This window comes from Virgibacillus sp. CM-4, from assembly GCF_000445495.1.
Taxonomy (GTDB): domain Bacteria; phylum Bacillota; class Bacilli; order Bacillales; family Amphibacillaceae; genus Virgibacillus; species Virgibacillus salexigens.
The window spans coordinates 49,982-73,563 of sequence record NZ_AUQA01000003.1 but is presented as its reverse complement, the minus strand read 5'-3'; the positions used below and the strand labels follow the sequence as shown (position 1 = coordinate 73,563).

Here is a 23,582-nt window from a genome sequence, read left to right as displayed (position 1 = left end):
AACAAAAAAAGGTGACCTTCTGCGGTCACTTCAATAAAATATATATCATTGCTATGAATGATCCAACTAACCTACGTGATTGGTGCTGGATTGAATAGGCTCAAGTCATTTTGAATCCCCCAATGCTCTGCCCAAGTTTGTTTACGGCCACTAGCTACATCCAATATAAAATGGAAAAGTTCCCAGCCAACCTCTTCGATTGTAGCATCTCCAGTTGCAATTCGCCCCGCGTTGACATCTATTAAGTCGTCCCATTGATTCTTCAACGCATTCCGTGTAGATACCTTAATGACAGGTGCCATCGCCAATCCATAGGGTGTACCACGGCCTGTCGTAAACACTTGAAGGTGCATTCCAGATGCTAGCTGCAATGTCCCGCAGACAAAATCACTGGCAGGTGTAGCTGCGAAAATTAATCCTTTCTTTGTTGCCTTCTCTCCTGGTGCTACAACATCGGTGATTAGGCTGCTTCCTGATTTAGCAATCGATCCGAGAGACTTTTCAACGACATTAACAAGACCACCTTTTTTGTTTCCCGGGGAAGGATTTGCACTTCGATCTGCCATCCCCTTTTGTAAATACGTATCATACCATTTCATTTCATCGATTAACGCTTGTCCAACCTCTTTATTAACAGCACGTGGAGTTAATAAATGGACAGCGTCCCTAACTTCCGTCACTTCTGAAAACATTACGGTTGCACCAGCACGTACTAACAAATCTGCGGCGTATCCTACAGCAGGATTTGCCGTCACCCCAGAGAAAGCATCACTACCTCCGCACTGCAACCCCACCACTAAATCGGAAACTGGACAGGTGACTCTCTCTCGTTGGTTTAACTTTTGTAAGCGCTGATCTGCCATCTTCATAATGGCGTCTATCATCTTTGTAAATCCCTTTTGATCTTGCAAGGATAGAATGTTGAGCTGTTTGTCATCCGCTTGAATAAGCCGATCAGGCAATAGTTTTTCACATCCTAATCCTACAACCATGACTTCGCCTCCAAAGTTTGGATGGGTTGACATATTTTGAAGTGTGCGTATTGGAATCTCAGATTCGGGTGCATTAATGGCAACTCCACAACCATAATTGTGGTTAAGTGCTACTACATCATGAACATTCGAATATTTAGGTAACAATTCTTGTTTAATTTTTGCTACTGCATAATCCAAAACACCAACCACACATTGAACACTTGTTGTAATTCCGAGGATATTTTTAATTCCAGCGCTTTCATTATTATTGCGATATCCTTCGAATGTATAGCCTTCTAAGGGAGGTTGTTCTTCAAGTTTCCTTGTTGCGATTGGCAAATCATCTAGTTTAGGAGGAGACGGCAACCTAACCAAGGTTTCCTTTACCCAACTTCCTTTTTTAATAGAGACTGCTGCATAGCCAATTATTTCTCCGTAACGAACAATCGCTTCATCTTTATCTAAATCGGTCAAAGCTACTTTGTGTCCTTCCGGTATAAACTCTTGGATTCGAGATCCATTAAAGAATGCAGCTCCTTCTTTTACCCCTCTTGGATTTACAATTGTCGCAACATTATCTTTATCATTCAACCTAATATAAAGCGTTGTTTCTTTTTTTAAATTATTTAATGACATGGCTAATTCACCCTTTCTAATTTAAAGCATTCCCTCTTTTATTTAGCAGGTACAATAATATACCTGTTCCATGTCTTAGTCTCATTTAATCAGCGGATGGTGTCGTTCCGTTTTCCTTCATAATCTCGAATGTCCACCCCGCAATCAGCCCCTACTTTTTTGATATCATCATAGACTTCCTTTGATAAGTCGATGCCATTTTTACGTTTTGTTTGCTCCATCTTATGCTCAATTTCACCTGGAATGAATATCTCATCGATTCCTTCAACTGCTGGCGATAATTTAATTTCATCAATCATTTGATTAATGCGTCGTTTAAATAATTTAGCTGGCATGAAGGTATTGATATCAATCAACTGAAAGAAATGCCCGACATTTTGTGGTTTATCAAAGTCACCATAAATATTCTTGATATGGGGGCCAAACCCTGCACCGGTTAGCACCCCACTCATAATGTCAATCATCATTGCAATCCCATATCCTTTCGGCCCACCGAATGGCAAAACAGTCCCTTTGAGAGCAGAATTAGAATCAGTGGTCGGCTGACCTTTATTATCAATCGCCCACCCAGTTGGTATATCTGTTCCGTTCTGAGCAGCCATAATGATTTTCCCTCTTGCAACTACACTCGTTGCCATATCCAATATGATTGGTTCTTTCTTGCCTGTAGGAATTGCAAAGGTATATGGATTGGTCCCAAAGTACGGTCGGACCCCACCCCAAGGAGCCATTGTTGAAGGTGCATTTGACATTGCAAAAGTTATCATATCTTCTTCAACACCTTGTTTTACAAAATACGCTCCAGCACCAAAATGGCTTGATCTAGTAACACCTATATGAACCCCACCGTTTTTCTTTGCTTTTTCAATGCCGATTTCGATTGTTTTTTGCCCAATTACTTGACCCATCCCATCGTCCCCATCAACCAAAAGAGTTGAATTATTATCTTGGATCACCTTGATATTTGGACGAGGATTCACCGCACCTTCTTTCAAACGCTTCACATAAATCGGAACTCTCGTGACTCCATGAGAGTCCACACCTCTCAAGTTAGCAGCAACCAGACTATCTGCAACCGTATGACTATCTTTTGACGATAATCCGACTGTTTTAAAAATATTTTCCACATAGTGAATTAATTGGTCCTTATTAAAATTCAAAATGAAGCCCTCCGTATTTCATATTCAGTCATCTGACATTATCTAACCATGCTAGGACGCTTTGGGTCATACTCCCAACTAGGAATGAGGTATTGCATTGCAACAGAATCATCTCTAGTATCCAACTTCATTTCATCATGAAGCCTATGTGCATTCTTTATTTGTTGCATATCTACCTCTACTCCAAGTCCTGGCTTGTTTGGAACAGTCACATGGCCTCCTGAAATACGAAAAGGCTCCTTTGTAAGGCGTTGACCATCCTGCCAGATCCAATGTGTATCAATTGCTGTTATCTTACCCGGAGCTGCTGCTGCGACATGCGTAAACATTGCTAATGAAATATCAAAGTGGTTATTAGAATGAGAACCCCAGGTTAATCCCCAATCATTACAAATTTGGGCAATCCGTACCGATCCTTGCATCGTCCAAAAATGTGGATCGGCAAGCGGGATATCAATAGAATTTAACTGAATCGCATGTCCCATTTGCCGCCAATCAGTGGCAATCATATTCGTTGCAGTCGGTAATCCTGTATACCGTTTAAATTCCGCCATTACCTCTCTTGCGGAATAACCGTTCTCCCCACCACACGGGTCTTCTGCATAAGCCAATATTCCATCTAGATCCCTGCATAAGTCAATTGCTTCCTTAAGCGACCACGCTCCATTGGGATCAAGCGTTATACGAGCATCAGGAAAACACTCGGCCAATGCACGAACTGCTTTCATCTCTTCTTTTCCATCTAATACACCACCTTTTAACTTAAAATCCTTGAATCCATATCGTTTTTCAGCAGCTGTAGCCAAATTGACGATCGCCTCCGGTGTCAATGCTTCTTCATGACGGAGTCGTAGCCACTCTTCTTCTTCATCCCTTGCGCCGATATATGGCAGATTCGTTTTATTTCGATCTCCTATGTAAAATAAATAACCTAACATTTTTACTTTATCTCGTTGTTGGCCTTCTCCTAACAATGCAGCGACTGGTACGTTGAGATGCTTGCCTAGCAAATCAAGTAAAGCTGCCTCTAATGCCGTTACAGCGTGAATTGTAATACGTAAATCAAATGTTTGTTCCCCTCTGCCGTAGACGTCCCGCTCAGCAAACGACTCTTTTACCTTCTTGAGCAAATTATTATAATTACCGATTGAGCTTCCAATAACCAACTTTTCTGTATCTTTTAATGTTTTACGAATCCCTTTACCTCCGGGAACTTCTCCAACCCCTACATTACCGGCGCTATCTTTCAGGATAACAATGTTCCTTGTAAAAAATGGACCATGTGCCCCGCTAAGATTTAACAGCATACTATCATGCCCTGCAACAGGGATAACAGACATTTCCTCGATGGTAGGAGTCATCTGCATTACCGAATTCATTCAATCCTCTCCAATCTTTCCAAGTAAAATCAGTTTCCTTCATTTCTTTGCGTTAGATGGCAGTAGATTTTTTTGTTCTTCGGTTATCCACGATCGCATAGATGATCGAAACAGCAATTAAGAGCCATAATCCCAATGCAATCGGGCCTTTCGTAAAAAAGATCGTTAAATCTCCTCCACTGCCTTTTAAACTATCAATAAAGTACTTTTCCAATTGACCTCCTAAAATGAAACCAATCAAGAATGGTGCAACTTGTATTCCAATTTTCATAAACACATATCCTGCCAAACCGAATAGTAGCAGTGTCCAAACATCAAACATGACACCATTGTTAATGGCATAAGAACCTACAACGCACATAACAATGATAATCGGATAAATGATATATTTCGGAATATAAATAATCTTTGCCATATATTTAATCGAGAAGAACATCAAGAAAAACATGATGATATTTGCCATGATAAGCGCATAGATAATGCCATCCCATAAATCAGGATTTGTCGGAATAAATAATGGACCTACTTGAATTCCCTGTAATAAAAATGCTCCGACCAAAACCGCGGTTGTACTGTCCCCAGGTATCCCTAACGATAACAAAGGGATCAATGCACCACCGATTAGACCATTATTAGCTGATTCACTTGCGATTAATCCTTCTGGTTCACCTGTACCTAACTTTTCAGGATGCTTCGAAAAGTTTTTTGCTTGTGAGTAAGAGGAAATTGAAGCAGCACTTCCACCAACCCCTGGCAGCATACCAATAAATGTACCGATGATCGAGGAACGAACCGTATTTATCAATTGACCATTAAAAACTTTAAACGTGAAACGATTTTTCTTATCTTTTTTGAAGTCAAAATTCTGATGGGGCGAAGCTTTCATGCCTGTTTCAGATTCCTGAAGAATTTGGGCAATTGCAAATAACCCGATCAATACTGGGAGAAGAGAAAAACCATAAACCAATTCTTCTTCAAATCCAGGGGGAATAAGTCTCATTTGATTGTTATCAGCAAACATCCCAATCAAACTCAAATACACACCGATGAATCCACTAAATATTCCTCCTAACAAGCTTCCTTTTGAAATCGATGCGATGACGGTCAGCGCAAAAACGATAATCAGGAATTTTTCAACGGATGAAAATTTTATTGCAACAGAAGCGAGCACTGGAGCAAAGAAATATAAAATGATCAAACTGAAAAAACCACCAATAATCGATGCCGTTATCCCCACTTTCAATGCTTTTTCCCCTTCGCCTTTCTGAGTCATTGGATAACCATCAAACGTTGTAGTGAGAGATGAAGGCGTACCAGGAATGTTTAATAAGATCGCCGGGACTAGGCCGCCGCTTATCCCACCTACATACAAACCAATTAATAAAGCAATCGAGTCAACCAGGTCCAATGTATATGTGATTGGCAGGAAAAGGGCAATCGCCATGGTTGCGGTCATTCCCGGAATTGATCCAAAAATAATTCCCATGAAAACACCTAGAAAACAGAGCAAAACTGATAGTGGGCTGATTATTTCAAACATGTCCATTGGATACCACCCTCCTTATGGTAAAGTAATATCGAACAGCTGGCCGAACAAATACCAGATGATCAATGATGTAGAAAGTGAGTTAGTTAATGAGACAAAGATCGATTTCTTTTTGATATCACCAATGAATAGTAAACTAATCAAAAACATAAAAAGGATGGTCGCAAGCAAAAATCCAATTGATTCAAGGACAAACGCATACGCTATTAATAACACGAGGGTTCCAAAGAATTTCAGTTTGTCATAGTTGTCGACGAAAAATTGAAAATGAAACTCCCTCAACCTTCTTTCTTTTATTCTTCTGATGACATTGAGAAACAACATCAACACCGCTAAAAAAATCAAAATCGTCAGCATAATGTTCGGAAAGATAGTATGGTATTCACTAAATTTCAATTCAACCGTAAGCAGACCTTTCAATGGTTTCACCTCTTCTATAAGCATCTGTTTATTCAGACGGACTATTTCAATTAATTGGTAATATTGTCCAAGCTTGGCGCCTTTTTGATAATTTTTTGGAAGGTCTCCCTCTTTTCCAGTAAATATTCCTCAGCTTTATCAGCTGGGATGTACTTGGTTTTATATGAGTTTTTAGCTAAGTCTTCCGCATATTCTGGGTTTTCTTGTATTTTGGCTACAGCATTGTTTAACTTTGAAGCAAAGTCTTGATCAACATCTTTTGGCATAAGGAAGAAAAATTCCTTATCAAATACGAACTCTTTGCCATCAACTTTAATCCCTTGTTCCGCAAAAGTAGGAATTTCATAGCCTTCTACCCGTTCACCAGCTGTAATACCAAGAAACTTCATTTTAATTTCATCATCTACTCCATCTTTGACATATTCGCTGTTGCCGCCTATGGAACCGTTAATGATATCTGCATTCCCATCCCATAGTGCCTGGTTCTTATCTTCTTGAGAGCCTGTCACATAAGCTTTTATACGATCAGAAACTTTCGTTCCGTATTTTTCTTTCACCCAAAGATAATAACCGTTGAACGTGATCTCTGAGACTCCACCTGATTCAATTGCTACAGTGATCGTTTCGTCGGGGTTCTGTTTTAGCCACTCTGCGGATTCTGCCATTGTGTCATATGGTGCACCTCCTTTTGCTAGGAAGGCATTACCTGGGTTGACAGATACAATTGGCCCAATTGTCCAATTTTCCAACTTGTTATTTTCTTGAATACTTCCATATTCAACCCCTAAATACGACATGTCATGAAAAAACATGATTGTACTTCCATCATTCCTTGCTTTTCCTAACTCCTGAAAAGCCCTGACGGCGCCTACTGCATCCACTTTAATATTGGTCTTTAAATTATCTTCCAAATAACGACTAATCGTATCGGCATTTTGATATGTATCCCCACCAGTTGACGTTGAACCGATCACTAGTCTAATCCTTGAAACATCGACTTCTCCCTCATCGTTTGAACCAGAAGCCTTATCGCCGCAAGCAGTTAAACTGAGCATGAGTATAACGATCAAAAAAATTATTAAAGAATTCTTCATCTTATTCTCTCCCATCCGAATTTGTAATCGCATACATATAACTCCAATACGTTTCATTATCCTTTTAAAAACATATATAATATAAAAAATAAATGTGAATAGAAATATGTCTGCCGCCAGAAGTTCCAGCGGCAACCATTCTTTTCTTATTTCGTTAAAACTGTTTTGATCGAGGTGAAGAATTCTATTGCTGCTTGTCCCTGTTCACGAGAATGAGAACTTGAATTTTTCATTCCACCGAATGGAGCCTGTAATTCAACACCTGCGCTCTCTGCGTTGATTCGAACAAGTCCCGCGTCGATATCTTCTATGAATGTTAGCATCTTCTGTATATTAGACGTGAAGATAGAGGCGCTTAAACCGAACTCTACATCATTTGCTATATTCAATGCTTCCTCCATTGTGTTCACTTTCATGAGTGTAATCACAGGACCGAATATCTCTTCCTGTGCTATTGTCATCGATGTAGTGACATTCTCAAAAATCGTTGGTTGGATGAAATGGCCTTTTTCAAAGCTACCTGCTGTCAGCCTTTCTCCACCAATAACAAGGGAGGCACCCTCTTTTCTCCCTTTTTGAATATAGGAAAGAACTGTATTCAACTGACGCTCATTGACAGCTGGTCCCATCCAGACCCCTTCCTGTAGACCATCTCCTACTATAATCTCATTGGTTTTCGCGACCAGCTTTTCTTTAAACCGGTCATACACATTCTCCAATACAATTACTCGGCTTGTAGCAGTACACTTTTGTCCTGTAGACCGAAAAGCCCCACTGATCGTTGCTTCGACAGCTTGATCAAGATCAGCATCTGCATCTACGATGACTGGGTTTTTCCCGCCCATTTCCAGCTGATATTTCGCACCTCTTGCTAATGCTGTTTGACCAATTTGCTTCCCTACCGTATTAGAACCAGTAAAAGTGATACCGTTAACATCAGAGTGATTAGCTATTCCTTTGCCAATAACATTGCCAGGGCCAGTTACCATGTTCACGACGCCCGACGGAAAACCAGCCAATTCAAAACATTCAAAAACCTTAGCGCATGTTACTGCCGCTTCAGTTGCTGGTTTCAGGACAATAGAATTACCATAGATTAAAGCAGGTGCCGCTTTCCAAATTGGAATCGCAACAGGAAAATTCCATGGAGTAATAATTCCAACAACACCAAGAGGGGCTCGTGTTGTAAACATCAACGCTTCTTTGTCGGTTGAAGGGATGACATCTCCTACTTTCCGTAAACCTTCTCCAGCATAATAACGAAGAATTGCTACTCCACGTGCTGTTTCACCTTTTGCTTCTGGTAAAGTTTTACCCATTTCCCTTGTCATAGATTCTGCAACTTCATCTATCCTACTATCAAGAATGTCAGCTGCTTTGTATAGATACTTCCCTCTTACATCTCCAGAAAGTTTCTTCCATTCCTTCTGTGAATTCTTTGCAGCAGCCACTGCTTTGTCTAAATCTTCGTTACTCGACTTCGGTACATATCCAACAACTTCTTCTGTATTTGCCGGATTTCTGTTTTCAGTCCATTCATTTTTACTTGATTCAATCCATTCGCCATTAACATAGTTTAAATAACGCTTGTTTTGCGTATTAATAGTCATAGTTCGCCTCCTATTAAAATAGAATTTATTTTATTGGATTTACCATAAAATAGCTTTGTTAAGGGTGCGTCAACTTATTAGCAACAGGATACATTTCAAATGCCTTGGTTAATACTTTTTCAAGTTGTTGGTAATGTTCTTTTTCTACCGGTACAATCGGTGGTCTTACAGTGTTAGCAATAGGCAATCCGATAATTTCCATCCCTGCTTTTATCAAAGAAACAGCATAGCCTTTTCTCTGTTTTCTAATGTGGTTGATTGGTAGAATTATATTTTCATATAATGCTTGTACTTCCTCCTTACGATCATTCAATAGTGCTTCGTAGAATCCCCTTGAGATATGTGGAATATAATTTGAAATTGCGGAGGAATACGAATGGAATCCTAAAGGTATATAGGCTGGCATTGTTACTTCCGCCATCGGCATGCCATTCAACCACCCTAGACGGTTTCTAATCGTCTGGGTAAGTTCAATATTAAGATCCATATTACCGATGCCATCTTTCAGTCCTACAACTTGAGGAAATTCTATTAACTTTCTTAATGTATTAAGATCGAGAATCGCATTTGCTCGTTGATACACGATCGCGTTCAGATCCGTGCTCAATATAATTGATTTATAATATTCATAAAGTCCTTCCTGCTCTCCTGCAATTAAATAAGGAGGAAGCATTAAGTATCCATCAGCTCCATACTTAACAGAAATCTGAGCTTTTTCCAGCGCCTCAGATAAAACACCGCCGACGCCAGTGTAGACCGGTACTTTCTTCCCCGCAACAGAGGTAGCTAATTCTACCATTCTTTCATACTCTTTCAGGCTTATAGCATTAAACTCACCCGATCCACAAGCAATAAAAATGGCTTCCAAATGATTCTCCAATAAGAACTCGATATTGCGACTTAACGCTTTTTCATCAATGTTTCCGCTTTCATTAAATGGGGTAATCGGAAATCCTAAAATGCCTGTCGGTGCCTTTCTTTCAATTGTCATCCTTTTCATCCTTTCTATTTTTTATCAAGATCCGAAGAGAGCCTCGCTTCATGCCGAGCTAAGATTCTCTTTCTTGCATGATCCAAATGCCGGTACATACATATGTAAGATTCAATTGGATCTCGTTTTTCCAAGGCAGCATAAATTTCTTTGTGTTGTTCGATCGTGTATGCCTTATCTCTATCCTCTGGAGGAATAGTCTCTTGTGTCTGATCAATCATGTTTAAAAGCGGGTCAATTATCCCTTCAATAATCGGATTGGTTGCACTGTAAGCTATAATTCGGTGGAACTCTTTATCTAGTTCAATCGTGCTTCCTTCCTGTGCTTCCATCTTCTCCATGTTTTCTTTCATCCTTCTCAAGTCATCATCAGTAATCTTTTCGGCTGCAAGTGTGACAAGCCCCAGTTCCTGTACTATCCGTGTCTCAATAAAAGCTTTGATATCTCCTACTGATAACGACAGCATAATTTTAAAAGGCTTGCTTCCAATTTTATTCGTAAAGTACGTTCCTTCTCTCGTCTTCCTGCGGACAATTCCAATAGTCTCTAGCGAACTGATCGCTTCCCGCAAAACAGGGCGGCTGACCATGAACATGTCGAGCAACTCCATTTCTGAAGGGAGCTTGTCCCCTGGTTTTAATTGACCACTCAATAATAATTCGATGATCTGGTCAATTACCTGGCTTGATAGCGTTTCTCTTTTTACAGATTTTATCTTTAATTGATCCTTTGTTTGGCTCATCATTTCCCTACTTTCTCTTTTCTGTTTAATGATCGGTTCACCATTTTAAATATCTTGTTGTTTCGTCTAATTGTAAGACAAATAAAATATTCTGTCAATTAAAATATTCAAATTATTTATTTGTCTGACAAATAAATAAAAATAGACTGGATTTTAAATAAATCTAGTCTTTGTTATTCTTTCAATTCAATTTGGTTTCATGTTCGTTCTTTTCAAGCAAAAAACGTAAAGAAAGCATCTTTATTAAGTTGCCAAGCTATAGGAATTGGTCTCTAATTCTACCTAGAGTACAACCAACAGCCAAGAACACTCTTCCTCACTCTTTTTTTGGGCCCATCAGGATAGCTGCCATACCAACCAAGCCATAAATGATAAAGGTTGTAACATAACCCCATGCTCCAATAAACCAGCCAGCGAATATGGAGCCAATTACTTGCCCTACTGCTAAAAGTAAAAATGGCACGCCAATACCTAACGATGCATTTGTGAAAAAAACACGGATCCCCCACACAAGAAGAACTCCGGTTAAAAATATATAGGCGCAACCAAATATTCCAGCAGATATATACGACATAAACCAATTCCCTGATGTAATGGATAGAATAATGGAGGATGAAGCGATAGACATCCCCCCTAATTTATAAACAAATGGCAGCCCTTTCCTTTCAACTAACGAACCGGAAAACCCTCCTAGCACGCCAAATAATCCAATGACAATCCAAAATCCAGATAGCTGCCAATCACTATAATTACCGGACACCTCAATAAAAGATCTGGAAAACGTCCAAAAAGCGGCCGTAGAAAATCCTAATGTAAGTGATGCTAAAATTAAAGGATTGGATCCTTTAACTCCTCTTATGGATAAATTCCCCTTTTTTAACCTTAATTTCGGCGGTTTCGTACCTGCTTTAGGTATTGCTTGGAAATTCCATATCACGATTAGCAGGGTCAAAATAGCATAGATGAAATAGGTCAGTCTCCAATCCGATGTTAAAAAAGACGCTCCTACTCCAGATAGGGCAATACCAAAACTTGTTCCTGAATTAATCCATGTATTTGCTTTTCCTTGCTTATGCTCTTTAATCCAAAGTGATATTGCCGCTCCATATGGTGGAGAAACCAGGCCGGTGCTTCCTCCAGCAAATAAGACACCTAAAGCTAGTACCCATACATTCGTTGCGATACTGATTAGCAGCAATCCAACAAAGGCTGATAACCCTGCTGAAATAATCATCCTCCTTGGCCCTTCTTTTGTAGTAATCACAGTAGATAAAATGATGGTGAAGCAGTAGGCTAAATAGAATAGGGATGAAATAATTCCTGATACTAACTCAGTCATTTCAAGTGACTTATTTACCTCAGGAAGAAGCAACCCAAAACTAAATCTTGCTAATCCATAAGTGACAGCAATCATAGTAACTCCAGGTAAAACCAACATTAAAAATTTCATATACTTCATCCTAACGTTTTATTATATAGAACGACCTTTCTAATTTATATTAAAAAAATTACGATGTATGTTGGACTAGTGTCCTCGCCATCGCAATAGAATATTCCGTCGCTTTCTCTGCGCCAATCAATGTTGTCATGGAAGTAGTTCCTTCCAGCAATAATGTAAATTGATTAGCTAAATCCCGTTCGTTATCTTTTCCTTTTCTTTGAGCCAATAGCTGAAAATATTGAAGTAATTTGGATTTGTGTCCTCTTGCAATATTTTCAATCTCATTATCCGTCCCTGCATAATCTTCTATCGCTCTTAAAAACATATCTCCTTTGTAGGATTGTTCTTTTAACCAACGTCCATGTGCCTCAACAGCAAGAATGAAAGGAGAATCTGAATCCATTTCTACATGGGAATCCAAATATGACCAATAACGTTCTTCCCGTTGTATAAGTACTTCTTCGACTAAGTTATCCTTGGAAGAAAAATGATTATAAAGCGTCATTGTTGCTACATTCGCTTCGCTGATAATTTGCTTCAATCCAACCCCACGAAATCCATGCTCATAAAATAAACGTTCAGCTACTTGAAGTAGTATATCCTTTTTTGTAGATCGACTCATATGATCAACTTCTCCTTTTAGATAGAACAACCTTTCTACATTTAGAGTATCAATTTCCTGTACTAGCGTCAAATATTTCCTTAAAAATAGGCTACAACAGGAATCCCTTTTTATTTTCTCGACCTTTCATTAGATAAATAAAGTACTCTAAAAACCCTTAATGGTTGATTACTTTAATTTCTTATGTTAAGAATTAGAAAGGTCGTTCTATATATTTAAATGGAATACTTCAGGTAATAGGATAGCTGTTTTTAAAAGGGAGGATTTTTTTCATAACGGGAACACATTTATCTTTAATATCATTAAATGAGCTGTTATCCGTTAGCCGATAGAAGCATGAAGTATTATATAAGTTTTGAAAGGGGAATAATTTGTGATTAAAGTTGGAAAAGTATTTTGGATATCTTTGTTTATTTCAGCTATTTTTGTTCTATGGGGAGTGATAGCACCATCTAATTTAGAGCTAATTACTTCTGAAGTTCAATCGTTTTTGACTTCACAATTTGGCTGGTTCTATATTGTTTCTGTCGCTATATTTTTAATTTTTTCTATCTATCTTATTTTTAGCCGCTTTGGGAAGATGCGGTTAGGGAAAAAGGAAGATAAACCAGAATATAATAAAATAACATGGTTCGCTATGTTATTTAGTGCAGGAATGGGTATAGGAATTATATTCTGGGGAGCTGCGGAACCTCTTGCTCACTTCGCGTCACCTCCTGAAGCAGAACCAGAAAGTGTGGATGCTGCTAAAAATGCTCTTCGTTTTTCTGTGTTTCATTGGGGGTTACAAACTTGGGGTATCTACACAGTTATCGCATTAGCTATCGCTTATTTCAAGTTTAGAAGAGGTGCACCCGGACTAATTAGTTCTACCTTTCAGCCTCTACTAGGAGAGAAAACAAACGGCTGGATTGGAAATGTTATCGATATTATTGCAGTATTTGCCACTATTTTTGGAGTTGCAACCTCTCTCGGTTTGGGAGCTTCGCAAATTAGCGGTGGGGTATCATTTGTTACTGATATAGAAAATACGTTTAGTACCCAGCTCATTATTATTGTTATTGTAACGGTTTTGTTTATGTTCTCGGCTTGGTCAGGGATAAGTAAAGGAATCAAATACTTAAGTAATACCAATATCATTTTGGCAGTGTTACTTCTTGGTTTAACTTTAATCCTTGGACCAACCACATTTATACTCAATACGTTTATTTCTACTTTAGGAGACTATGTTGAATCATTCGTATCACTTAGTTTTCAAACAGGGTCATTTGATGATAATTTTAATGGTTGGGTTCAGCAATGGACTGTTTTCTATTGGGCTTGGTTTATTGCATGGTCTCCCTTTGTAGGAACCTTCATTGCTCGTATCTCTAAAGGAAGAACCATTCGAGAATTTGTAATTGGCGTATTGTTTATCCCAACTATTTTTTGTGCGTTATGGTTTGTTGTTTTTGGTGGATCTAGTCTATTTCAAGAAATAAATGGCATAAATACTGGTCTGACGGAGTTAGCCCAAGAAGAAACATTATTTGGTTTATTCGAATCATTCCCATATGCCCCAGTATTAACCATCGTCGCCATACTATTAATTAGTACCTTCTTTATTACGTCTGCCGATTCTGCAACCTTTGTTTTGGGCATGCAAACGACAAACGGTAGTTTAAATCCGCCTAACAAAATAAAAATGATATGGGGCGTTATCCAAGCAGCAACTGCTTCGGTATTACTCGCATCTGGCGGACTGGGGGCATTACAAACAGCATCTATTGTCTCAGCATTTCCTTTCGCCTTTATATTGCTGTTTATGATCGTGTCTCTTGTTAAAGCATTAAAAGAAGATTATAGGAAGGAATCCAATACCAAGCAATAAGCAAATGATTTAATAGAATGAGCAAGATAAACGCAACTAGCTCCTCTGGAGTAGTAATAGTTTGTTATGAAGAAATAGGAAAAAGCCCAATTTTTTCGATAAGAATGTAGGGAATTGGGCTTTATTCTTGGAAATCCTTAACGTAGTAAATCCATATTCTCCTAACAACATCTGGAAAATACATTCCTAACCTTTCGCAAATAAATATCATTTACACTCGGAAATTACTCGACGATCTCAACCAGTGAATAAATCGATGGTGAATAAGAATGTTATGAAAGAGTTAATTAAATAACTATACTAATACATAACAAGAAGTTCCGATAAATCCCGTACTAAAAATATCAAGTAAGGGATCATTTTTAACGATACTATGTACTTGTAAAGGGAGGGAAAAGGATGTTACAAAAATTCAATAGTTTAATGGATTACATTGAAACGCATTTAACGGATGACATCTCTGAACAAGATATATCAAAAATTGTAGGGATATCTAATTACCATTTTAAAAGAATGTTTTCATATATGGCTGGAATGTCATTGAATGCGTATATCAAAAACCGAAGATTATCCGTTGCAAATGTTGAATTAATAAACGGAGAAAAAGTGACAGATATAGCCTATAAATATGGATATCAATCTATAGAAGGATTTTCAAGAGCCTTTCGTGAATGGAGTGGTTTTTTACCATCAGAAGTAGCTAAAAATAAAATTCAAAAATCATTTCCCAAATTTACATTCTTTATAGATATAAGAGGAGGAATATCGATGGAATTCAAAATGGAAGAAAAAGAGAAGTTCAATATTGTAGGTGTATCGAAAAGAGTACCCATTCAATTCGAAGGTGAAAATAATGCTATCTTGGAATTAGCCAAATCCATTACCGAACAACAAAGAAATGAAATGCATCAATTAGCTGATTTATATCCTCACCACGTTTTGAATGTATCTTATGATTTTGATGATGGTTACTTGGAAGAAAAAGGTTATTTAACGCATATGATTGGGTTTGCAACTACAAAAGAAAATCCATTCGATGATCTAGAACAGATTTCTATTGATAAAAGTTTATGGGCAATTTTCCCTAATCAAGGACCATTTCCTTCTACACTGCAAGAAACGACTGCAAAAATTTATTCTGAATGGTTGCCTTCATCAGATTATCAAGTATCCGATATACCTGGCATTTCTTTTACAAAACACGAAGGTTCACCGGAAAATGTATATAGTGAAATTTGGATGCCAGTAAAAGAAAAAAATTAACAATTAACTAGGTTGATTACCATCGTTACAGAAGTGTCATTTCGTAAACCCGCTCGAAATAATCCCTCTGTCTTTATCAAAATCGATATCTTAAAAAGCAGCCGCATGGTTCAATCATGCGGCTACACTTATAAGATACCTCTTAATCATCCGTCATGGACTTTCGAAAACAAACATACGTAAACAATCCTGCACCGATGATCCAAACAGCCAGTATCCCCATTGGCAGCCAGGAGTTAGTATCATGTATTTCAATTGCTTGCATAACTGGAAACATATCCGTAATTTTAATGGCCATACTGTCTTCTGCAAAACCAAACGCATTTAACATCGGTGTGAAACCGAATAGGAATATGACTGGCATCAGGTAAGCGGATGTTGCAGCAAGCGACTTTGAAAATAACCCAATACCGATACCAAGCAGTAAAAAGAACAAAAACAGCAAGATTAATCCAACGAATACCCTGAAGTTCAGAAACGGTTCTATGCCAATAATCATCAATGACACAACAAGGGAAATCAATGTTATGAGTCCAGTGACCAGACTTTTACCTACAATAATATCCAAAAGGGAAGCAGGAGACTGTATCAAACCACGCAATGTCTTTTTCTCATTTTCTTCTGCCATCATGGTCATTATACAGCTTGATGTAACCGTTGAAAATGTCCCTCCAACAATTACATAGCTTAACGCCAGTGGAAGCTTATCTTCACCAATGCCGTCGAACATTAACGCAGTGACAATTGGTATTACCGGTAACACCAACAGCATCATGTTCTTCATGAAATCTTTTATGTCTTTTTCAAATATGGCAGATATACGTTGAATGTTCATCTATACCAGCTCCTTTCCGGTCACTTTTAAAAAAATCTGACCAAGTGTTGGATTATCGGTATGCATTGCTTTTACTTGTCCGTTTGCAATTAAGTCCTTTATTTGATTGGCTTTCTCCGGTTGGTTTTCAATGACCAATTGATCACCATCAAAAGTTTCCACATGAAAAGCATGTGTTGAGTATTTATATCGTAGTGCGGCAGGACTATCTAGTTCCTTTAGTTCGCCATTGTGCAGAAATGCTACACGGTCACATAGTTCAGTTGCTTCCTCCATATTATGCGTTGTCAAAAAAATCGTTGTACCGGCATCATTCAGCTTTTGCAGCCCACGGTGTATATGTGCCATATTGGCGGGATCCAGAGCTGATGTTGGTTCATCCAGAAATACCAGTTTAGGCTTATGGATGAGCGCTTTGGCAAGCAGTACACGTTGCTTCATCCCTTTTGACAGCTTCGAAACCGTTTTGGAACGATCATCTTGCAAATTAACCTCCCGCAGGATGACGTCAATTTGATTCAATGATGCACGATATAATTTACAAAATAATTTCAGGTTATCATAGACGGTCAGCCGCTCATACAACGAGCTATTATCCGATAATATCCCAATCTTAGATTTGAAATCGGATGTATCAAAACGCTCTGAATCGATACCGAGCACTTTCACGTCACCAGTAGTTTGCGATAGTTCTCCGGTTAAAATCTTAACTGTTGTTGTTTTGCCAGATCCACTTGGACCAAGCAACCCAAAAATCTCCCCTTGATTAATACCAAAATTAACATGTTTAATAGCGGTATTTGAGCCAAAAACTTTCTGCATTCCTTTTACTTCAATGATATTTTTCAACTGAAAAACCTCCCTTGATCAACTGCTTCAATCATAGCGGCTGATGCTTGAGGGCACAGTCAAATCCCAATGGAATGTACCAAAAAGAGGGTGAACTGTACTGAATTTCGGTTAAAAAATAACGTTTGAAAGCCCCCTGTACCTGCTATTAAAAATGAACTGTACTCATTTAAGGCTTAATTTCTCTTGAATATCTTGAATTTTGGTTCGCGACAACGGAATAGTCGACTGAATTTTATTATTAATTCTGAGTGAATATGTGTTTTTCGACCATGTAATGATTTCACGTACCTTTTGCAGATTCACAATGTAGGACCGATGACAACGGTAAAAGCCGTAAACCTTCAATTTCTGCTCAACTTCTGCCAGTGTGGCATCCATCGCATATGATTCCTCATTGATGACAATCATCGCCTTTCCATCCTGGCTTTCGATATAGTCGATCTCAGGCGGATCAAATAAAATCATTTTATCATCCACCTTTGCAGAGATCTTGAATAGGTTTGCAGTAGTTGGGAGATCAGTACCCTCCATTTCTGAAGTTACTATGTCCTCTTCATCAATTTCAACTTGCTTCATTCCAGTTTGTTGCAGCTTATATGCAATGTCACCAAGTAACAATGCATGTTCCATGTTGGATACTAAAATGAGTACAGGTGTTGCAACGTCTTTAATTTTTTGAAGCATCGTAATAAAGGTATTAACTGTCCTGACATCAACACCGTGTATTGGTTCATGGAATACCATTGGCTTAACGCCGCTCATATAATATTTTGCAAAATAGATCCGTCGGATTTCCGATTCCGAACACTGATGCAAAGGTTGTTTTGCACAGCTTTGCAGTTCAAACTGTACGAGAATCTCTGGCAACGGCGTGTGACATCCGAACCATTTATGATAAAAGGCGACATTGCTTTCCACCGATATGCGGCTGTACAATCCCTCCTGCTTATCAAAAACCGAGATATTGGAATCGCCGCGAAGGACCCTCATCAGCTCAGCTTGCATATCCGTATCGCTGTAAACAGCTGTCACATGTGAATCGTAGATGGTAAGGGAAAATAAAGGGAGAGCAGCATCGCTTATATTCTCCTGATTAATTGTAAAATCTGCCATTTCAAACATCCTTTCCCTTTCTTTTTACGAAGTTTCAATAAAAGTGACAGCCTGTTACTGGTTCACTTGCTTTTGAAATGGTGGTAAATTTAAAAGAGATTATTTCTACTAAACAATATAGTTCATCGTATTTCACTGTATGTTCTACTAACTTGATATAATGCCATTTTCATTCATCTTAAAACTTCTTATAATATCCATGACCTATATTACTTTTACCATAACAAACCCCTTTAGACAAATAACATCCAAAGGGGTAAAACAGTACCATTATATTTAAAATATAGAAATGCGTTTTATGCATTCCTTAAAGGGGTAGCTGTATTAGGTTGAAGAAGATAGCGTACTTCCTGCAGTTATGGTTGCGCCAATACGGTTTAATGTTCCACTACCCGATTCCCTTCTTTAATCTACTTATCAACTTTAGATCTTCTTTTTTCGGACATAAAAACACCCCTTTGGACAATCATATCCAAAGGGGGGAAACGGATCATATGAGAATAAAGTTACTTAATTTGACACGACACCATGCATATCTTCGTCGCCTTTGCAGACTGTGAATAAATAAAGTTGTTCAATTTTAATAAAGCTATTGATTTCCAGTTCTAATATCTTCAAATAAAGTTAGTAAGAAAATCTGTTTTCCTTACGATTGGGGTCTGTGTAAGAACTTAAAGTATAGTGTAGAAACTTATAATCCTATGTATTATATTAAAATTATTTTTAACATTCCTTTTTACTTAGTAACCTTCATGCTTTTCCTTTAAGATTATTCAATGTTGCTAATGAAGAAAAACTAAATGTTTATCCAGAACAGGCATAGTTCTTGTTTGAACTACGCCGATTTCTGAATAAGGTTTAACACAAATCATTTCACCAGCTTTCATCTAAACCATTCTTCTGTTTACATCATTGAACCTCTAATTTTTTTTATGCATTAAAAGTCGTAACGTTTCTTCAAGGCCTTTTTGGAAGGGAGTTGCAGGAACGGGTCCGATACGTTTTTCGTATTTTTCCCCACTTAAAACAAACCCTTCTTTAGTGAGGTACATAATCTCAACCACTTCCCTCATAAACGGGTCAAACAATCCAATTAAACGAATAATACTTTTATTTAAAGGGATGACTATTTTTCTGTTTCCAGTTACCTTACGAGCAATCTGGATAATTTCCTTACCTGATATCAATCCTGATCCAGGTATATTCCAATTTTCTCCATAAGCATCTTCTTTTTCTGCTATATTTATAATCATCATAGCTGCATCTGGTAAATATACATATTCTCGTGGTGTTGCTAAATTCCCAATAAAAAAGGTAACTTTTTGAGCAGCCATTCCTTCCAAGGTGGGTTGTAAATAAGAATTCTGTGAAGTCACACCATAATAATCCGGTAGCCTTACAATTAATGCTTTTGCATTCTCCCATTTGTTACTAAATATTAATTTCTCAAATTTTACTCGTAATTCACCTTTTTTAGTATGTGGCTGTTGTGGATGATTCTCATCCCCCTTCGCAATTTGATGTCCATAAACATAAATCCCATCTACAATAACAATCTTTTTCCCCAGAATATCTGCTGCTTTCATTACACTTTCTCCAAGCAAATGAAGCTTCCCCTCCATTTCTTGATATTTAACGTTGGCACATTGAAATATAACTTCTGCGTCTCTTGCTGCATCAACAATAGATTGGTAATCGAATATATCACCTATTTTGTATGACAACCGTTGATCAAAATCGTGCTCCTTCATTAATGATTTCAATTTATTTTCGGAACGTCCGAAAGCAATAACTTCGACTTGCCTCTCCAGCAATTCTGAAACGATAACCTGACCTGTTCCACCCGTCGCCCCTAATACAATTGCAGTTTTCATAATCTCATCCTTTTTTAATTAGTGATCAATCAATAAATAACATAGTGTGAAAAAACCGATGATAATTCGTCATCGGTCTTGTTCACCACCAATAAGCTCGGGTAACTCTATGAAAAAGGAAATATTACAGAGCATCCCCCTTGCCATAAAGGTCGTGACTTCCCTTTCCCCGTTTGGTATTCCTTTAGATCGAAACCTTTCTAGTGTATAATTTCTAATATTTGATAAGCCTTTTCTCATTGATTTTTGAATGGACTCTTCCATCACCGATAAACCTATAACCTGTAACGCAATTTCATTGGGATTTGATTCAGACAACTCCTCATACGCATCAATCATTTTGGCAACCAGATTATCTTGGTTAGCCTCAACATTTTCAAAAGTCTGAAGGATTCTTTCAAAAGCTCTATCTAACGCAGCGATAAACAACTCTTCTTTTGTTTTAAAAAATTTAAAGACATAAGGTTGAGAAATGCCCGCCTTTTCTGCAATGAGTGCAGTAGTTGTATTATAGTAACCTCTTTTTGCAAAAACTTCCAACCCTGCTTCAAGAATATCTTCCTTACGTTTTTCTTTTTTTGGTCTAGCCATACGGAAACACCTACTCATGTTTATTTATTGATTGATCAATTACATAATAACTAACATGAATACCGAATGCAACTATATGCTTCAAATCTTTAGGGAAAGAAATTTGTATAAAAAGAAGTAATTATGCTCACACTTTGTGTATTTTCTATCTAAGATCTAGCTTAATTGTGCAATATGGGATTTCTTCTTTTGTCTTATTTTCAAAAGGAAAGTTTCTGGAAAAAATAGTGAATATCCGTTTGAGCGAATTTACAAACCAATTTCCCCGGCACTTCTGCTGCTTTTTTAGTCCGAATTCGGTAATCTTAGTCGCCTGACCTCGCTTTACATTATGACATTCAATCACGACTTCTTCCATGATCTCCTTGTAGTTGACGGACATCTCTGTTTCCAGAGCAGAATAAAAACCTACGCGCGCGTTTAACAGTACGACTTTCTTATCTTTCATAAGCTGGCCACCGAACATCCTCATTATATTTAAATGTAAACTCTGCAGTAAACACGTAGTCTCTTACAGAAAAGGAGCATTCAAAAACGAGAATACTTTATTAAAAGTATTATAACGTTTGGAAAAATTTGTACTTAAGATGATGATTCTACAATGATAATGATTCAGTTCCCAATTGCGTTCACATAACCATTTCAAAGTTCACATGACTTAAAATATATAGAAAAACCATAGGCTCTTCACATATATGTATTTCAAATTAAACACTTAGCTATTATTTTAATTGATGGGGGATTTTTAAGTTTTTTTTAAAGAACTTTACTTCACGTCTACAGTAACTGTAATAAGAAAATATTTACTTTTATTAAACAAAATGGAATAGCATTAGGTTATTTCAATCCGTATTGCCGACTTATTCAACAAGCCTTTTAATATTTTGTATATCCTTTTCACTCATTTGAGATCGTAAGCTATTATTAATTACCATTTGCATTTCATTAAAAAGTTCTTCTCCTTTTTTCATGAGAAAGATATCCACTGATCGTTTATCAATTGCATCCGTTTGGCGTTCAACTAACGACTCGCCTCGATGTTGTTCCAGTCTTGTAACTAAGCGTGATAGAGCACTATGACTAAGGCCCACTTTTGAAACTAAATCTGATAACCTCATCTTCTTTTGTTCTGATTGTACCAAGTAATACATAAGATAAAATTCTTTAATCCCTAATTGGAATTGATCTTGAAGTGTATAATCCATTGATTTCAGTATACGGTCGTGATATTTTGTCAGATTAATCCAAGCATTAAACAACTCATTATTATTCATGATAATAACCCTTTCCAATTCTTTTTATTGACATCATTATATCATAAGTTATATTATATGCATGTGCATACAAATGTTTTTTTAGTTTTTTCCCTGAACTAGAATATGATATTTCATGCGCAAACATATGAAAGGAGTGAGAACAAAAATGAATGTGAAATATTCAAGTCTCTTTGAACCATTTACGTTTAAATCTGGATTTCGTCTAGACAACCGCATAATTATGGCACCAATGACAACTCAATCATCATTTGAAAATGGCATGGTCACCACAGATGAATACCTTTATTACAAACGAAGAGCAACTGGCGTTGGTATGGTCATTACTTCTTGTGCTCAAGTGATGGAGAACGGAAAGTTTCCAGGTTCACTTAGTGTGTCTTCAGACAAACACATCGAAAGTCTATCTAAATTAGCTGAGTCAATAAAGAGTTGTGGAACGAAGGCTATTTTACAGATTTTTCATGTTGGGAGAATGGGAATGAGCGCAGCAATTGGTGAACAAACGGTAAGCGCCAGTGCTATACCTGCCCCCCGAAAGGATGCTGAGACACCAAGAGAATTAAGCACTGAAGAAGTTCATGAAATGGTTAAGGCATTTGGAGAAGCTACTCGAAGAGCAATTGAAGCAGGATTTGATGGTGTTGAAATTCATGGAGCTAACACTTATCTAATCCAACAATTCTTTTCTCCACATTCTAATCGCAGAAATGATGAATGGGGCGGAACATTAGAAAAAAGAATGAGATTTCCTTTGGCAGTGGTCCAATCAGCAAAAGAAATGATTGACACTTATTCCAAAAAGCCATTTTTGTTTGGATACCGTATTTCCCCAGAAGAGATTGAAGAACCGGGCATTACCTTAGATGATACCCTTGCATTAATGAGCAAACTTAAAAAAGAAGGCTTAGATTATATCCATGTATCTGTTGGAGATGCGCAGCAGTCTTCCATTCGAAATAAAGAATCTAAGGATGCCGTACTAGCCAATATTCAAGAAGAAATTGGACAAGATATACCTTTGATAGGCGTTGGTAAGATTCAAACTCCTGATGATGCTTTAAACACTCTGGAACTTGGGCTTCCATTAGTAGCCATTGGCAGAGGATTACTCGTTGAGCCAGATTGGATACGCAAAATTAAAGATGGTAATGAAACCTCCATTCGTACTGAAATCAAACCAAAAGATTATAAAGATTTATGTTTCCCTGATGCGATGTGGGAATATGTTCAAAGTCGACCTGGCTGGCTGCCTTTTTCTGAAAGCAATCCTAAAAAATAAGGAGTTTTTCTG

The 23,582-nt window shown here is 37.7% G+C and carries 21 protein-coding genes; 3 read left to right on the top strand and 18 right to left on the bottom strand.

Annotated elements, in window-relative coordinates; all coding sequences use genetic code 11:
* Positions 1-71: 71 nt before the first annotated feature.
* The 11 genes from garD to M948_RS31480 form a co-directional block, all read right to left on the bottom strand.
* Positions 72-1,610 (bottom strand): galactarate dehydratase, encoded by a 1,539-nt coding sequence (gene garD / locus M948_RS31530; protein ID WP_021290451.1) that lies wholly within the window; start codon positions 1,608-1,610, stop codon positions 72-74.
* 89 nt (positions 1,611-1,699) lie between these two features.
* On the bottom strand, positions 1,700-2,770 hold the full coding sequence (locus M948_RS31525; protein WP_021290450.1) for an Ldh family oxidoreductase: 1,071 nt from the start codon (positions 2,768-2,770) through the stop codon (positions 1,700-1,702).
* A 38-nt stretch (positions 2,771-2,808) separates the two neighbouring features.
* Positions 2,809-4,149 (bottom strand): glucarate dehydratase, encoded by a 1,341-nt coding sequence (gudD, locus tag M948_RS31520; RefSeq protein ID WP_021290449.1) that lies wholly within the window; start codon positions 4,147-4,149, stop codon positions 2,809-2,811.
* Between the two features lie 52 nt (positions 4,150-4,201).
* A complete protein-coding gene (locus tag M948_RS31515) occupies positions 4,202-5,695 on the bottom strand; it encodes a tripartite tricarboxylate transporter permease (RefSeq protein WP_021290448.1) in 1,494 nt (497 codons plus the stop codon).
* A gap of 15 nt (positions 5,696-5,710) precedes the next feature.
* Entirely contained in the window at positions 5,711-6,115 is a 405-nt protein-coding gene (locus M948_RS31510; RefSeq protein ID WP_021290447.1) for a tripartite tricarboxylate transporter TctB family protein, read from the bottom strand.
* Between the two features lie 50 nt (positions 6,116-6,165).
* Positions 6,166-7,242, bottom strand: coding sequence for a tripartite tricarboxylate transporter substrate-binding protein (locus M948_RS31505; RefSeq protein ID WP_021290446.1), 1,077 nt, complete (start codon positions 7,240-7,242; stop codon positions 6,166-6,168).
* A gap of 113 nt (positions 7,243-7,355) precedes the next feature.
* Entirely contained in the window at positions 7,356-8,819 is a 1,464-nt protein-coding gene (gene gucD / locus M948_RS31500) for an alpha-ketoglutaric semialdehyde dehydrogenase GucD (protein ID WP_021290445.1), read from the bottom strand.
* Positions 8,820-8,877: 58 nt separating this feature from the next.
* Complete coding sequence (kdgD, locus tag M948_RS31495; protein ID WP_021290444.1) at positions 8,878-9,810, bottom strand: 5-dehydro-4-deoxyglucarate dehydratase; 933 nt, start codon at positions 9,808-9,810, stop codon at positions 8,878-8,880.
* A 14-nt stretch (positions 9,811-9,824) separates the two neighbouring features.
* Complete coding sequence (locus M948_RS31490) at positions 9,825-10,556, bottom strand: FadR/GntR family transcriptional regulator (protein ID WP_021290443.1); 732 nt, start codon at positions 10,554-10,556, stop codon at positions 9,825-9,827.
* Between the two features lie 313 nt (positions 10,557-10,869).
* A complete protein-coding gene (locus M948_RS31485; RefSeq protein WP_021290442.1) occupies positions 10,870-12,003 on the bottom strand; it encodes an MFS transporter in 1,134 nt (377 codons plus the stop codon).
* 58 nt (positions 12,004-12,061) lie between these two features.
* A complete protein-coding gene (locus tag M948_RS31480; RefSeq protein WP_021290441.1) occupies positions 12,062-12,616 on the bottom strand; it encodes a TetR/AcrR family transcriptional regulator in 555 nt (184 codons plus the stop codon).
* Between the two features lie 373 nt (positions 12,617-12,989).
* On the opposite strand from M948_RS31480, the gene M948_RS31475 reads away from it, so the two are divergent.
* A complete protein-coding gene (locus M948_RS31475; protein WP_021290440.1) occupies positions 12,990-14,486 on the top strand; it encodes a glycine betaine uptake BCCT transporter in 1,497 nt (498 codons plus the stop codon).
* A 399-nt stretch (positions 14,487-14,885) separates the two neighbouring features.
* A complete protein-coding gene (locus M948_RS31470) occupies positions 14,886-15,749 on the top strand; it encodes an AraC family transcriptional regulator (protein WP_021290439.1) in 864 nt (287 codons plus the stop codon).
* A 142-nt stretch (positions 15,750-15,891) separates the two neighbouring features.
* Here the strand turns inward: M948_RS31470 and M948_RS31465 are convergent, their stop codons facing one another.
* The 7 genes from M948_RS31465 to M948_RS0121775 form a co-directional block, all read right to left on the bottom strand.
* Entirely contained in the window at positions 15,892-16,584 is a 693-nt protein-coding gene (locus tag M948_RS31465; RefSeq protein WP_021290438.1) for an ABC transporter permease, read from the bottom strand.
* Entirely contained in the window at positions 16,585-17,433 is an 849-nt protein-coding gene (locus M948_RS31460) for an ABC transporter ATP-binding protein (protein WP_021290437.1), read from the bottom strand.
* 165 nt (positions 17,434-17,598) lie between these two features.
* Positions 17,599-18,549, bottom strand: a complete 951-nt coding sequence (locus M948_RS31455) for a response regulator transcription factor (RefSeq protein ID WP_021290436.1) — start codon at positions 18,547-18,549, stop codon at positions 17,599-17,601.
* Between the two features lie 920 nt (positions 18,550-19,469).
* Complete coding sequence (locus tag M948_RS31450; RefSeq protein ID WP_021290434.1) at positions 19,470-20,423, bottom strand: SDR family NAD(P)-dependent oxidoreductase; 954 nt, start codon at positions 20,421-20,423, stop codon at positions 19,470-19,472.
* A gap of 69 nt (positions 20,424-20,492) precedes the next feature.
* Positions 20,493-21,014 carry a TetR/AcrR family transcriptional regulator gene (locus tag M948_RS31445; protein ID WP_021290433.1) on the bottom strand — a complete coding sequence of 174 codons (522 nt, stop codon included), beginning with the start codon at positions 21,012-21,014 and terminating at the stop codon, positions 20,493-20,495.
* Positions 21,015-21,159: 145 nt separating this feature from the next.
* Positions 21,160-21,462 carry a hypothetical protein gene (locus M948_RS31440; protein WP_021290432.1) on the bottom strand — a complete coding sequence of 101 codons (303 nt, stop codon included), beginning with the start codon at positions 21,460-21,462 and terminating at the stop codon, positions 21,160-21,162.
* A gap of 412 nt (positions 21,463-21,874) precedes the next feature.
* Positions 21,875-22,288, bottom strand: coding sequence for a MarR family winged helix-turn-helix transcriptional regulator (locus tag M948_RS0121775; RefSeq protein WP_021290431.1), 414 nt, complete (start codon positions 22,286-22,288; stop codon positions 21,875-21,877).
* A gap of 148 nt (positions 22,289-22,436) precedes the next feature.
* Here M948_RS0121775 and M948_RS31435 point away from each other — a divergent pair, with 148 nt between their 5' ends.
* Positions 22,437-23,570: an NADH-dependent flavin oxidoreductase gene (locus M948_RS31435; protein WP_021290430.1), complete on the top strand. Its 1,134-nt coding sequence runs from the start codon at positions 22,437-22,439 to the stop codon at positions 23,568-23,570.
* Positions 23,571-23,582: the final 12 nt, after the last annotated feature.

Excerpts from the sequence above, each read along its gene's own strand:
- kdgD (WP_021290444.1), bottom strand. The coding sequence starts at position 9,810 with ATGACAATTGAAAGAAAGGCACCGACAGGCATTTTAGGATTTCCGATT.
- M948_RS31465 (WP_021290438.1), bottom strand. The coding sequence starts at position 16,584 with ATGAACATTCAACGTATATCTGCCATATTTGAAAAAGACATAAAAGAT.
- M948_RS31490 (WP_021290443.1), bottom strand. The coding sequence starts at position 10,556 with ATGATGAGCCAAACAAAGGATCAATTAAAGATAAAATCTGTAAAAAGA.
- gucD (WP_021290445.1), bottom strand. The coding sequence starts at position 8,819 with ATGACTATTAATACGCAAAACAAGCGTTATTTAAACTATGTTAATGGC.
- M948_RS31450 (WP_021290434.1), bottom strand. The coding sequence starts at position 20,423 with ATGAAAACTGCAATTGTATTAGGGGCGACGGGTGGAACAGGTCAGGTT.
- M948_RS31455 (WP_021290436.1), bottom strand. The coding sequence starts at position 18,549 with ATGGCAGATTTTACAATTAATCAGGAGAATATAAGCGATGCTGCTCTC.
- M948_RS31435 (WP_021290430.1), top strand. The coding sequence starts at position 22,437 with ATGAATGTGAAATATTCAAGTCTCTTTGAACCATTTACGTTTAAATCT.
- gudD (WP_021290449.1), bottom strand. The coding sequence starts at position 4,149 with ATGAATTCGGTAATGCAGATGACTCCTACCATCGAGGAAATGTCTGTT.
- garD (WP_021290451.1), bottom strand. The coding sequence starts at position 1,610 with ATGTCATTAAATAATTTAAAAAAAGAAACAACGCTTTATATTAGGTTG.
- M948_RS31515 (WP_021290448.1), bottom strand. The coding sequence starts at position 5,695 with ATGGACATGTTTGAAATAATCAGCCCACTATCAGTTTTGCTCTGTTTT.
- M948_RS31485 (WP_021290442.1), bottom strand. The coding sequence starts at position 12,003 with ATGAAATTTTTAATGTTGGTTTTACCTGGAGTTACTATGATTGCTGTC.
- M948_RS31470 (WP_021290439.1), top strand. The coding sequence starts at position 14,886 with ATGTTACAAAAATTCAATAGTTTAATGGATTACATTGAAACGCATTTA.
- M948_RS31445 (WP_021290433.1), bottom strand. The coding sequence starts at position 21,014 with ATGGCTAGACCAAAAAAAGAAAAACGTAAGGAAGATATTCTTGAAGCA.
- M948_RS0121775 (WP_021290431.1), bottom strand. The coding sequence starts at position 22,288 with ATGAATAATAATGAGTTGTTTAATGCTTGGATTAATCTGACAAAATAT.
- M948_RS31505 (WP_021290446.1), bottom strand. The coding sequence starts at position 7,242 with ATGCGATTACAAATTCGGATGGGAGAGAATAAGATGAAGAATTCTTTA.
- M948_RS31480 (WP_021290441.1), bottom strand. The coding sequence starts at position 12,616 with ATGAGTCGATCTACAAAAAAGGATATACTACTTCAAGTAGCTGAACGT.
- M948_RS31440 (WP_021290432.1), bottom strand. The coding sequence starts at position 21,462 with ATGAAAGATAAGAAAGTCGTACTGTTAAACGCGCGCGTAGGTTTTTAT.